Annotated in this window: 9 protein-coding genes; 8 read left to right on the forward strand and 1 reads right to left on the reverse strand. The window is 57.2% G+C overall.

The window, feature by feature from the left end:
* Positions 1-60: 60 nt before the first annotated feature.
* Positions 61-1,821 carry a 1-deoxy-D-xylulose-5-phosphate synthase gene (locus BN4609_RS11195; protein WP_068856742.1) on the reverse strand — a complete coding sequence of 587 codons (1,761 nt, stop codon included), beginning with the start codon at positions 1,819-1,821 and terminating at the stop codon, positions 61-63.
* Positions 1,822-2,127: 306 nt separating this feature from the next.
* On the opposite strand from BN4609_RS11195, the gene BN4609_RS11200 reads away from it, so the two are divergent.
* From BN4609_RS11200 to BN4609_RS11235, 8 genes are all read left to right on the forward strand, one after another.
* A complete protein-coding gene (locus BN4609_RS11200; protein WP_206196557.1) occupies positions 2,128-3,579 on the forward strand; it encodes an MFS transporter in 1,452 nt (483 codons plus the stop codon).
* Between the two features lie 113 nt (positions 3,580-3,692).
* Positions 3,693-3,911, forward strand: coding sequence for a hypothetical protein (locus BN4609_RS16610; RefSeq protein ID WP_164071662.1), 219 nt, complete (start codon positions 3,693-3,695; stop codon positions 3,909-3,911).
* Positions 3,912-4,532: 621 nt separating this feature from the next.
* Positions 4,533-5,441, forward strand: a complete 909-nt coding sequence (locus BN4609_RS11210) for a DUF362 domain-containing protein (RefSeq protein ID WP_241033257.1) — start codon at positions 4,533-4,535, stop codon at positions 5,439-5,441.
* 21 nt (positions 5,442-5,462) lie between these two features.
* On the forward strand, positions 5,463-5,966 hold the full coding sequence (locus BN4609_RS11215; RefSeq protein WP_068856744.1) for a hypothetical protein: 504 nt from the start codon (positions 5,463-5,465) through the stop codon (positions 5,964-5,966).
* 12 nt (positions 5,967-5,978) lie between these two features.
* Positions 5,979-7,502, forward strand: a complete 1,524-nt coding sequence (locus BN4609_RS11220; protein ID WP_068856745.1) for a 4Fe-4S binding protein — start codon at positions 5,979-5,981, stop codon at positions 7,500-7,502.
* 54 nt (positions 7,503-7,556) lie between these two features.
* Positions 7,557-8,963 carry an aldo/keto reductase gene (locus BN4609_RS11225; protein WP_068856746.1) on the forward strand — a complete coding sequence of 469 codons (1,407 nt, stop codon included), beginning with the start codon at positions 7,557-7,559 and terminating at the stop codon, positions 8,961-8,963.
* On the forward strand, positions 8,960-10,825 hold the full coding sequence (locus BN4609_RS11230) for a TonB-dependent receptor plug domain-containing protein (protein ID WP_068856747.1): 1,866 nt from the start codon (positions 8,960-8,962) through the stop codon (positions 10,823-10,825). Before BN4609_RS11225 ends, BN4609_RS11230 begins: the two co-directional genes overlap by 4 nt.
* Positions 10,826-10,998: 173 nt before the next feature.
* Positions 10,999-12,795, forward strand: a complete 1,797-nt coding sequence (locus BN4609_RS11235; RefSeq protein ID WP_164071663.1) for an ArnT family glycosyltransferase — start codon at positions 10,999-11,001, stop codon at positions 12,793-12,795.
* The last annotated feature ends 28 nt before the right edge of the window (positions 12,796-12,823 follow it).

Raw genomic sequence — 12,823 nt, forward strand, 5'->3', positions numbered from 1 at the left:
GCCGGGGGTGACTGTCGTTATGCCGCGTCAGGAGCTGCGGTTGGACGGCATTCACGCCGCTCATCTGCCCATTACGCCAAGTATGTCCTCCACAACCTGCCCGTCGGTGAGCCTGTTGTCGAGCAGGAGCTGCCGCACGTCGTAACGGTCGTAAAGAGCCTTTGCCACGCCGAAGTTCATGGTCTTCATGTCGGAAGAGCCGTAGAAGCGGCTTATGCGCTCGCCGAACCCGCCGTCCACACAACCGTCCTCCAGCGTCACCACCAGACTGTGGTCTGCCTTCAGGCTCTCGAGCAGCCCTTCGTCGACACCGCTTATATAGCGCGGATTGATGACGGTGGCGTCCAGCCCGCTCTCTTTCAGCATGTCAGCCACGCGCTCCGCCTTTGCAAGGAAGTTGCCCAGACCTATCAGAGCCACCCCTTTGCCTCGTCTCACCACCTTGTAGCGGTTGAGCTCGGAGTAGTCGGTGTCATACTCCTCGGTGCTGTGGCTCACCTCACCTTCAGGCACACGCAGCGCGACAGAGTACTTGTCCTGTCCTATAGCCCACTTTTCCATGGCTATCATTTCCTCTACCGTCGTCGGCGCAAGGTAGACAAGGTTGGGTATATGACTCGACATCGGGATGTCGAAGAAGCATATATGCGTGAAGTCGTTCATGCCGTAGACCGACGCGCCCAGCACGTTTATCACGGCTGGATTGCCGTTCACGCACAGGTCCTGCGCCATCTGGTCGTACGTGCGCTGCAAGAATGTGGCGTAAGTGCTGAACACCGGGTGCGCTCCCCTGCGCGCCATGCCCGACGCCATAGCCACCGCCGCCTCCTCGGCAATGCCCACATCCACATACTGCGCGCCTGCCTGGCGACGCTCCTCGGGTCCGAAGCCTATCGAAGCCGGTACCGCCGCCGATATGCTCACAAGCTTCGGGTCGCGCCTCATCTCCTCCCTGAGCCATCCGCCCAGTATCTGTGCCGCGCTCTCTCCGCCTCCTTCCGACTTGGGAGCACCCGTCTCGATGTCGAAAGGAGAGTTCCAGTGCCATTTCTCCTTGTTGTCCACGGCGGGCTGCCATCCGTGTCCCTTCTCGGTGTGGAGGTGCACCACCACCGGACGCGGTGTGTCCCTGACCTCCTTGAACGCCTCTATGAGAGCAGCGATGTCGTTGCCATGCTCCACATATTTATATTCGAAGCCCATCGCCTTGAACAGGTTCAGCTCAGCCTTTCCCCCGGTCTGGCGCAGCAGTTGCAGGTTGCGGTATATTCCTCCGTGGTTTTCGGCGATAGACATCTCATTGTCGTTCACCACAATTATTATGTTCGTGCCCAGCTCCGCAGCCACGTCGAGTCCCTCGAAAGCCTCTCCGCCGCTCAGCGAACCGTCTCCGATGACCGCCACCACGTTCTCCTTGCCTCCGAGAATGTCGCGTGCCTTCTGCAGACCTGTGGCGAGGGCGACCGACGTCGACGTATGACCTATCTCGAAGCAGTCATATTCTGGCGACTCCGCCGGACTGCTGTAGCCCGACACCTCAGCCATGCGCCTGCTGTCGATGAATCCGTATGCGCGTCCTGTAAGCATCTTGTGCGGATACACCTGATGCGACACGTCGAACACAATCCTGTCCTCCGGCATGTCGAACACATAGTGCAGGGCTATCGTAGCCTCCACGAATCCGAGATTGGGACCCACGTGTCCGCCTATCGTACTGTCGCGCTTGAGTATTCCTCCGCGTATCTCGGCGGCAAGAAGTCTGAGCTGTTCCGCCGTCATATCCTTGATGTCGGCAGGCGATTTGATTTTTTCAAGTAACATATTTCTGTCTTTCCGTTTTTGAATTTTGTTAATAATATGTGATTATCCAGCCTCAGCGGACGCGGCTCTTGACGTCCCTGCGTCCGCCATAACGGCATAGTGGCGCAAAGTTACGCTTTTTGCCGTTAAACGGCATTACCTTTTTTACGCTTTTTACTACCATATATAACGTCTCCGCCATACGCGTGCCTACGCGCGCAGGGTTTCCTTACATGACATATTTTTACTAACTTTGCATGCGGATAACACACGTTCCGCCCACACGACACGCGCAGGCGGAGCGACGGGACACTTATGACGATAATTATGAACAGCACTAAAGACAGCACCCCTACCACATCCGTGAACGCCAATGACGGCGCAGCCGCCGGACAGCTTACGGGCAACCTGCAATGGGACGGACTGCACCGCCCGCGCATCTATTATGCCATGGCGGCAACGTTCTGCGGACTTTTCCTCTCCGTTCTCGACGGGACGATATGCAACGTCGCCCTGCCAAGCATAGCCTCGGAGCTGGACATACCGTCGTCTGACTCCATATGGATTGTCAACGCCTTCCAGCTCGTCATCATGATGACGCTCCTCCCGTTCGCCTCACTCGGCGAGCTGAAAGGCTACAAGCAGGTATACATGGCGGGGATAGCGGTGTTCACGCTCGGCTCACTGCTGTGCGCGCTGTCGCCCGGACTCACAACGCTGGTGCTCTCGCGCCTCGTGCAGGGACTGGGCGCAGCCATGATAATGAGCGTCAACACGTCAATAGTCAAACTCATCTACCCCAAACGCCACCTCGGCAAGGGCGTGGGGCTCAACGCCACCGTCGTGGCGATAGCCTCGGTGACAGGTCCTTCAGTCGCGGCGGCTATCCTCTCGGCAGCCACATGGCAGTGGCTCTTCGCGGTGAACGTGCCCGTCGGCATAGTGACTTTCATAATGGCGCGCAGGTATCTGCCCGACAATCCGGTGAAGATAAAGGGCAGAAGGTTCAACCTGAAAGAGGCTTTGCTCAACGCGGCGACATTCGGACTGATGATAGGATGCGTGGAGGGCGTGTCCCACGACCTGCCCGCCGCGCTCCTGACCGGCGGAGCCTGCGCCTTCGTTTGCACCGCCGTGCTCTACGTGCGCATGCAGATGAGGAAGAAATATCCCATGCTTCCCTTCGACCTTCTTAGGATTCCGATATTCTCAATGTCTGTAGTGACGAGCATACTATCGTTCACCGCGCAGATGCTCGGTATGGTGGCGGTGCCCTTCATGCTTGCCGGCACGTTCGGGCACAGTGCCGTCGAGACAGGGCTCATCATGACCTCATGGCCTCTGGTCATAGTGTTCGTGGCTCCGATAGCAGGCTCTCTCGTCGGCAAGATACATCCGGGAATACTCGGCGGAGCCGGACTGCTGCTGATGAGTTGCGGATGCATGAGTCTGGCATTCGTGCCTGAAGACACCGGACACCTCGGTCTGGCACTCAGACTGATGGCGTGCGGAGCCGGATTCGGACTGTTCCAGTCGCCCAACAACCACCTTCTGCTCAGTTCGGCACCGCCCCAGCGCGCAGGCAGCGCGAGCGGGATGCTTGCCACGGCAAGGCTAACCGGACAGACGACGGGGGCTGCGCTGGTGGCTCTTCTCTTCCATCTCTGCGGCGACAGCGCGCCTCACGACGCCATGCTCCTCGCAGGGATACTCACCATTTGCGGCGCGCTGTGCTCGTGCCTGCGCCTTAAGGAACGCATGCCCTCAGCCCGGGCGTGAGACAAAAAAACGATAATGAAGGCGCGGCGCAGGCTTTCCGCTTTTCCAACACAGTCACGGCATTCTGCATATTCATGCATTTCCGCAGTAAAAATTTTTGACAACCGTAAATCGTGAAACAGAAAACGGAAATGCCCCTGAACGCCTTCCGCACACCCGTCATGCACCTTCCACAGCCCCACTTTTCACATTTTTCTCCGCACTCACGACTCTCCAAAGCCACAGGAAAGGCTCTTCCGCCTTACAGAAACGCCCGTCCGACACAGCCGGAAAGCCTCTCCGGCACTGCGGGAAAGCCCGTTTCGCAATGCGGAAAAGGCTCTTTCGCATAACCGGGAAGTGGCTTTGGAAGGAGAATATGGAACAATCTGCTGACTGTCAGACACATATGCAAACCGCGCAAAACCCGCGTATTTGCAGCCGGAGAGCCTCGCGGAGACAAATACACGAGTATTACGGAGTTGTGATGTATATTTATGCGTCGCGCAGGGAGGATTCCCGTATATTTATACATCTTGCTCATGGCGGCGCAGTTCTTTTTCTTTCATATCTTGACATGGCTGACGGTGCGGTGTGACGGATGGATTACGGAATTGCAGGAATAATCGTACGATTCTGTAAAACTGGTAACTTTTTCCGTAATTTCATTGTTTTACAATACGTATTATTTATTTATCTTTGCAGAAGATAAGCTTCGGTTCGGCAATATCAAGCCTGAAGAAACTCCGTTTCTCCGCCTTGCTGTTGCGCTCACCTTGCATTATCTTTGCAGAAGATAAGCTGCACTCGGGAAATTAAGAGCAAACTTTCTTTGCACCCGTCCGCACCTTACACTCCGCCGCTTATAAAAAAGCAAGCCGCAAGACCCACAATCATTACACACTCATACGGAACCATTCAAACAATAGAAGAATATGATAAGAAAACTGTTTCTTTCAACATTTGCCCTCATTATGGCAATTGCCGCGACGGCGCAACCGAAGGTTTACGTAACGCGCGACATATCTCCTGAATCCCTTATTAAGATTTACGAGGCTCTCGGACGCAAGGCTGAGGGGCGCGTGGCGGTGAAAGTGAGCACCGGAGAGGCTGGTAACCCCAACTATCTGCAGCCCTCGCTCATAGGCGGACTGGTGAAGAAGGTGGGCGGAACCATCGTAGAGTGCAACACGGCATACGGCGGACGGCGCGGCACAGTGGAGGAACACATGCGCGTGGCGGAGGAACACGGATTCACAAAGATAGCCAAGGTGGACATCATGGACGCCGAAGGGGAGTTCAGGATACCCGTGCGCGACACCACAAACATAAAGTACGACCTCGTGGGAAAGAATCTGAAGAACTATGACTTCATGATTAATCTCGCACACTTCAAGGGTCATCCGATGGGCGGTCTGGGCGGAGTGATAAAGAACCAGAGCATCGGCGTGGCGTCGGCAAACGGCAAGGCATACATCCACACCGCCGGTTATCAGGACAAGGTGGAGGGTATGTGGAACCATACACAGAACCAGGAAGGATTCCTCGAGTCGATGGCTGCGGCGGCACAGGCGGTGGCTGACTACTTCGGAGACAGGATTCTGTATATCAGCGTGATGAACAACATGTCGGTGGACTGCGACTGCGTAGCCACTCCAGAGAAGCCCGCGCTCAAGGACTACGGCATCCTGGCGTCGCTCGACCCCGTGGCTCTCGACCAGGCTTGTGTGGACATAATATTCAACATGACCGCATCCGAGGGCAACGACAATGCTCCCCTGAAGGAGAGGATAAGCTCGCGGCACGGCACGCACACCATCGAGCACGCGGAGAAGATAGGGCTCGGCAGCCGCAAATATACTCTTGTAAACATCGACAGATAATCATAAAACGACAATAACATTATGCGAAACCAAACCAGACTGTACTCTCTCTCGCTGAGAGACGGGCGCACCTATGCGCTCATAGCCATCTTCATGCTCGGCAACATTGCCCTGCCACAGCTCTGCCATCTGGCTCCTCACGGCGGACAGATGTTCCTGCCTATATTCTTCTTCACCCTCGTGGGAGCTTATAAATACGGTTTCACGGTAGGACTTGCCACAGCCGTGCTCTCTCCCATAGCCAACTCCATGCTCTTCTCAATGCCATCCGCGCAGATGCTGCCGCCCATGCTGATACAGTCGGTGGTGCTCGCGGCAGCCTCGGCGGCACTCGCCCGGCACATGGGAGAAAAGGTGACGCACACCGCGCTCGGACTCACCGCCACGGCATGCCTGCTTGCCGGACTGCTCATAGAGCGCGCCATGATAAGTGTGGACCACAGCATACTCTCCTCGCTGGCACTCGCCGTGCCGGGACTTCTGCTCCAGACGTTCGGAGGATACTGGCTTATCAGAAAACTGTAAAACCGACACCATATGCTGAGAAAGACAAGAATAATACTCGCGGCGGTGTTCTATGTGCTCATCACGCTGCTCTTCCTCGACTTCACGGGCACTCTCCACGCATGGCTCGGATGGACGGCAAAGATACAGTTCCTGCCGGCTCTGCTCGCGCTCAACGTGCTGGTGGTGGCTGCGCTCGTCGTCCTGACTCTCGTCTTCGGACGAATCTACTGCTCCATAATATGCCCGCTGGGCGTGATGCAGGACATCATAGCGTGGCTGGGACGCCGCGGACACCGCAACAGATACGGTTTCTCGCCTGAGAGGAAGTGGCTACGCTACGCCCTGCTCGCATTAATGGTGGTGACGCTCGTGGCTGGACTGGTGCCGCTGGCTGCGCTCATCGCTCCTTACAGCAGCTACGGACGCATCGCCGCCAACCTCATGCAGCCTGTATATATAGGTGTGAACAATCTGCTGGCGATGGCTGCCGAGCACGTGGGAAGCTACGCCTTCTATGAGCGCGACGTGTGGGTGCGCTCGTGGGCGACGTTCGGTGTGGCTGCGGTGTCGTTCGTCATAATATCCGTCATGGCGTGGCGCGGCGGACGCACATACTGCAACACCGTGTGCCCCGTGGGCACTCTGCTCGGCATCCTGTCGCGTTTCTCGTGGCTGAAGATACGCCTCGACACCGACAAATGCACCGGATGCCGTCTCTGCGAGCGCAACTGCAAGTCGGCATGCATAGACATCAAGAACCGCAAAGTGGACTACAGCCGCTGCGTGGTGTGCGGCGACTGCCTGGACAAATGCCGTTTCGGAGGGCTCACATATACATCGCGCAGACCTGCTAAGACCGCTGACGCTCCGTCGCGGAAAGTCGGCAGGGCTGAGGTTGACACCTCCAAGCGGGCTTTCCTCTTAGGAGCGGTGACGGCGGCGGCAACGGCTGCGATAGCCGAAGACAAGGTGAAGTTTGACGGCGGACTGGCGAAGATAGAGGACAAGGTGAGCCCCGAAAGGCAGACACGGCTCACCCCGCCCGGCTCAATGTCCGCCCGCCACATGGCGCAACACTGTACCGCGTGCCAGCTTTGCGTCGCCGAGTGTCCCAACGACGTGCTGCGGCCGTCCACAAGTCCCGGAACGTTCATGCAGCCCGTCATGTCATACGAGCGCGGCTATTGCCGTCCGGAGTGCACACGGTGCTCTGAGGTGTGCCCCACGGGTGCCATAAAGCCCATAACAAGGGCTGAGAAGTCTGCCATACACACCGGACACGCCGTGTGGATAAGAAAGAACTGTGTGCCCGTTACCGACGGACAGCCGTGCGGCAACTGCGCGCGCCACTGCCCGACAGGTGCCATCACGATGGTGCCGCTCTATCCGGAGGCACAGAAAGACGGCGGGAAGGACGAGGAAAAGAGCCGTCTGATGATTCCCGTGGTGAACGAGGAGATGTGCATCGGATGCGGGGCGTGCGAGAATCTGTGCCCTTCACGTCCGTTCCCGGCTATATATGTGGAGGGTCACGAGGTGCACCGCAAGGGATGACAGCACACGAGCCATTTATAAAAAGCATTGCCAACACTCAGTAAAGCAACCAATATGACAAACATAAAAAAACATATCTCACGACGCGGATTCCTGAAGCTGATGGGCGGAACGGCTGCCGCGGCGACGGTGTCTCTTACGGGATGCAAGGACAAAGACCTGTCGACAGAAGACGACTACAGGAATCAGGTGGAGCCGCCGAAAGGAAAGATGACCTTCCGCACCGACCCCAAGACCGGTCAGAAGGTGTCGATACTGGCATACGGAATGATGCGTCTGCCGTCGGAAGAGCGCGGATCGGCACGCGAGAACACCTCCTCGCCAATAGACCAGGAACAGGTGAACCGTCTCGTGGACTACGCCATAGAACATGGAGTGAACTATTTCGACACGTCGCCCATGTACTGCCAGGGCATGTCGGAGCGGGCAACGGGCATCGCCCTGAGCCGTCACCCGCGCAGTTCTTACCTCATCGCCACCAAGATGTCGAACTTCGCGGCTGAGAACCAGACACGGGAGAAGTCGATAGAGATGTTCGAGAACTCGCTCAAAGAGCTTCAGACCGACTACATAGACTACTATCTGCTGCACATGATAGGCGGAAGCGGGATGGAGGAATTCCGACGGAGGTTCATCTACAACGGCATTCTCGACTGGCTGCTCGAGCAGCGCGAGAAAGGACGAATACGCCATCTGGGGTTCTCCTACCACGGTGACGTGAGCGTGTACGACTATCTTCTCGCCAACAACGACAAGTACCGGTGGGACTTCGCGATGATTGAGCTGAACTATCTCGACTGGAAACACGCCAAGGATATCAACGACCAGAACACCAACGCCGAGTATCTCTACAACGAATTGGACAAAAGGCAGATTCCGGTAATGGTGATGGAGCCGCTGCTCGGAGGCCGTCTGTCAAACGTACCGGAGCCTATCGCCGTGGAGATAAAGCGGCGCGCGCCGGAAAAGACGGTGGCTTCGTGGGCGTTCAGATATGCCGCAAGCAAGCCGCGAGTGCTCACCGTGCTGAGCGGAATGACCTATATGGAGCATCTGAAGGACAATCTTCTGACCTACAGTCCGCTCGTGCCGCTCAACGAAGAAGAGGAGAACTTCCTCGAACAGGTGGCGAAGAAGATTCTCACATTCATGCTCATACCATGCAACGACTGCAAATACTGCATGCCGTGTCCGTATGGTGTCGACATACCGGGCGTACTCCTGCACTACAATCTGGTGAAAAGTGAGGAGCGGTTGCCCGAGGACAGGCGTCATCCGGACTACGCGCGGTATCGCCGGGAGTTCATTATCGGACAGAACAGGGCGGTGGATGAGGAGCGGCAGGCTAACCATTGCATAGGCTGCGGACAATGTGTGCCGCACTGTCCGCAACGCATCGACATTCCGGCTCGGCTGCATGAGATAGACAACTTTGTGGAAAGACTGAAGCAGGAACTATGATACTTACAACTCTATATGCGCTTATGATGGCGCCGGCGGCGGCATCTGCCGCCACGGTTGAGCCGTCTGACTCTCTCAGAAGGAACATTGCGGAGGTGGTGGTGACAGGCACACGCTCAACAACCGACGTCAGACATCTGCCCATGACCATATCCACGCTGAACCGGAAACAGCTCACGGCAGACTTCAGAGAGTCTGTCCTGCCCACCGTGGGCGAGCGTGTGCCGGGACTGTTCGTCACAAGCCGTGGCGTGATGGGATACGGTGTGTCTACCGGGGCGGCAGGTTCCATAAAGCTGCGGGGCATCGGCAGCGGAGCGTCGATGCTGGTTCTCGTGGACGGACAGCCGCAGTATGCCGGTCTCTACGGCCATCCCATACCCGACGCATGCCTCACCATGACCGCCGAACGGGTGGAGGTGTTGCGCGGACCTGCCTCATTGCTCTACGGATCGAATGCCATGGGCGGCGTGATGAACATCGTGACGCGGCAGGCAAAGGCAGACGGTGTGAGGACAGACATATCCTTTGAGGGCGGATCATACGGCTCGCTGCACGGCGAGGCGGCGAATGAGGTGAAGGCGGGACGCTTCTCCAACACCGCAGCCCTGTCCTACAGCCGCACCGACGGACACCGTCCCGACTCGCAGTTCGAGCAGTATGCCGGATTCGTAAGACCCGTATGGACGTTCAACGACAACTGGAAGGCTGGCGGCGAGGCTAATGTCACGTTCTTCAAAAGCTCGAATCCCGGACCGGCGGAGGCTCCGCTGATTGACAACGACATGAAGATAACGCGCGGAACGGCTGCCGTGGCTCTGCAGAACGACTACGGACACACGTCGGGAGCGTTGCGCCTGTACTACAACTGGGGTCATCACAACATAAACGACGGGCACACCGCCGACGAGCAACCGCGCACCTCGCTCTATCTGCACGATGACGTGATGGCGGGAGTGTCGCTCTATCAGAGCGTGGAACTGTTCGGAGGAAACCGCACGACCGTGGGATTCGACTACCAGCACTTCGGCGGCAAGGCATGGAACAGAGCCATAGAGGGAGGCGCGGAGACCGTCATAGCGGACAAGACGCAGGACGAATACGCCGCTTATGTGGACATTCGGCAGGACATAACACCGTGGCTCACGGCAGGAGCAGGGCTTCGTGTGGACCATCATTCGCGCTCGGGCACCCAGCTTGTGCCGCAGGGCGGACTGTCGTTCAGGCTCTCGCCGGACGCTGAGATAAGGGCTATGGTGAGCCGGGGATTCCGCAACCCCACCATTAAAGATATGTATATGTTCAATCCGAAGAACCCCGACCTGGAAGCGGAGAGCATGACCAACTATGAGCTGTCGTGGTCGCAGCGGTTCATGAACGGACGGATGAGGGCAGGACTGAACGTGTTCTATCTCAAAGCCGACAATCTCATAACAACCGTTTTCACCGACGGTCGGCCGCTGAACGTGAACACCGGCAGGACCGAAAACAGCGGTGTGGAGGCAGAGATAGCCCTTCAGGCGTCACCGCAACTGACGCTCGACGCCAACTACAGCTATCTTCACACAAGCGCGCACATCACCGGAGCACCCGAGCACAAGCTTTATGCGGGCGCGACATACACCCTGAAGCGTCTCACTCTGAACTCCGGACTGATGTATTTCGCCGGTCTTCGCACAAGCGAATCGGACAACAGCACATCGCACGCAGCCCTCTGGCACCTCACGGCAAGCCTGCGTCTGGGAAAGATTCTCAACATCTACGTGAGAGGAGAGAACCTTCTCGCACAGGAATATGAGATAAACAAGGGTTTCACAATGCCCCGGGCGACTGTCACGGCGGGCATGAAAMTCAGTCTGTAATAATTCTATACAACACGGAGCGCAGCATTTTGAAGTTTCAAAATTTGCTGCGCTCTTTCTTTTGGAGTATCTTTGCACGCGGTTGGAGTCACCGTATTTTAAAACAGAAAAAACCGCGCCACGTGACAGGCGGCAAGACAATACAACCTCAAAAAGGAAAACTGACATACATTATGAAGACATCCGGGAAATACATTCCCCTCATTGCAGTGATTGTCACAGGCTTGGCGACACTGCTTCCCTTTCTCTGGCAGACTGAGTTTTTCAGCATGGACGAACCGCGCGAGGCGATGGTCGCAGTGTCGATACTGAAAGACGGGAACATCATCCTGCCCTTCACGTCGGGCAACGACCTCACGGCGTGTCCGCCGCTCTATCATCTGTGTGTGGCACTCGTGTCGCTGCCGTGGGGGCACGTGAGCGAGTTCACCTCGCGTCTGCCCTCCGCCCTGTCGCTCGTTGTGATGTGCGCGGCGGTCTTCCTGTTCATGCGCAGACGCTCGACAACACCGCGCGCCATGCTCGCCGCACTCGTCATGCTCACCTCTTACGGCTTGCACCGCGAGGCGACGGCATGCAGTCCCGGCATGATGGGGGCGGCGTTGGCAACCGGAGCGATGCTCCTGCTCTACCGGTGGCATGAGGACGGCATGCGCGGACTGCCTCTCGCGGCAACGCTCTGCATGGCTCTCACAGGACTGACGACAGGTCCGCTGATGGTGATACTGCCTCCGGCGGTGTTCTGCATATGGCTTCTTGTGCGTGGAGAGAGCCTGAAGAACACCGCGGCGAAGTCTGTGCTGTGCACCGCCATTGCGCTCATAGTACCGGCAATGTGGTATGCCGCCGCCTTCGTCCAGACTGGAGGAGACTTCGGCAGACTGTTCATAGCCTATCACTACGGCTCGCTCAAAGGCATAACGACACTCAATCTGTTCGACCATAACCTTGCCGGCAATCTGGCATATGCCGCCACCGGATTCGCGCCATGGCTGATATTCATCGCCTTCACTCTCCTCGCACGACCGTGGAAGAGCGCGGGCATAAGACTCACTCCAGCCTTTCCGGCACAATGGCTGCGCACCGCACGACCGCTGGCATCGTTCTCCGCCACAGCCGCAGCGGCTCTTCTGGTTATCTCATGGCTGCCTACGGGTCATCACGACATAAGCCTTCTGTGCTGCCACGTGTTCCTCTCGATGTTCACCGCACTCTATCTGGCGTGGCTCTCACGCCGCCACAGGAGCAGCGCGGTGGCTGTCTTCGCCGCCTTCACCGCACTTGCCGGAATACTGTTCAGCACGGCTTTCCAGGTGATACAGTCGGGCGCGTTCTCCGACATCTTCTTCGACACACACAAAGCCAACGCCCGCCTGTCGATGGCTAAAGCTCTATACGACATCACCCCCGACGCCACCGAGACGGCACTCATGACCCTTCCGGCTGTCATGGGCATACTTCTGGCTGGCGTGCTGTGCGCAGGCAGACTGCGCCGGAGTGTCCGCACGCTCACCGCAGGTACTCTCTGCGTGTTGTTCAGCATATATATCGCGCTCGACGCGGTGTGTCTGCCTACAATGACAGGGGTGGTGTCGCTGCGCCAGATGACTGAGGCAGTGAACAAGGCGTTCCACGGACAGAAGCTCTACTCCCACATCTCGCGCCCTGGCATGCACTTCTTCGGAGCCGACTTTTATCTCGGCGGCACCATACAACCGTTCCTTAATCCGGCTCCCGACAGCCTCGGAAGGGTGAGGAAACCTACCGGCGGCATACTCATAATACCCGAAAAGGACAGCGAGGAGTTCATAGCGCGACACAAGGAATATGTGTTCACGCAGCGCATGCGCTCGCTGGGACATCCTTCCGAGGTGCGCGACAGGATAAAGTTCTATAAGTTCGTGCATGTGTCGAAGGTGAACTCACCGGAAGACAACTACGACCCGATGTCGATAAAGATAGATTTATAAGACAAAGAAAAGCTACGCGCGACACTCC

Source organism: Leyella lascolaii (assembly GCF_900079775.1).
GTDB lineage: Bacteria > Bacteroidota > Bacteroidia > Bacteroidales > Bacteroidaceae > Prevotella > Prevotella lascolaii.

Coding starts and splice junctions, on each gene's coding strand:
- BN4609_RS11225 (WP_068856746.1), top strand. CDS start 7,557: ATGACAAACATAAAAAAACATATCTCACGACGCGGATTCCTGAAGCTG.
- BN4609_RS11220 (WP_068856745.1), top strand. CDS start 5,979: ATGCTGAGAAAGACAAGAATAATACTCGCGGCGGTGTTCTATGTGCTC.
- BN4609_RS11215 (WP_068856744.1), top strand. CDS start 5,463: ATGCGAAACCAAACCAGACTGTACTCTCTCTCGCTGAGAGACGGGCGC.
- BN4609_RS11195 (WP_068856742.1), bottom strand. CDS start 1,821: ATGTTACTTGAAAAAATCAAATCGCCTGCCGACATCAAGGATATGACG.
- BN4609_RS11235 (WP_164071663.1), top strand. CDS start 10,999: ATGAAGACATCCGGGAAATACATTCCCCTCATTGCAGTGATTGTCACA.
- BN4609_RS11210 (WP_241033257.1), top strand. CDS start 4,533: ATGGCAATTGCCGCGACGGCGCAACCGAAGGTTTACGTAACGCGCGAC.
- BN4609_RS11200 (WP_206196557.1), top strand. CDS start 2,128: ATGAACAGCACTAAAGACAGCACCCCTACCACATCCGTGAACGCCAAT.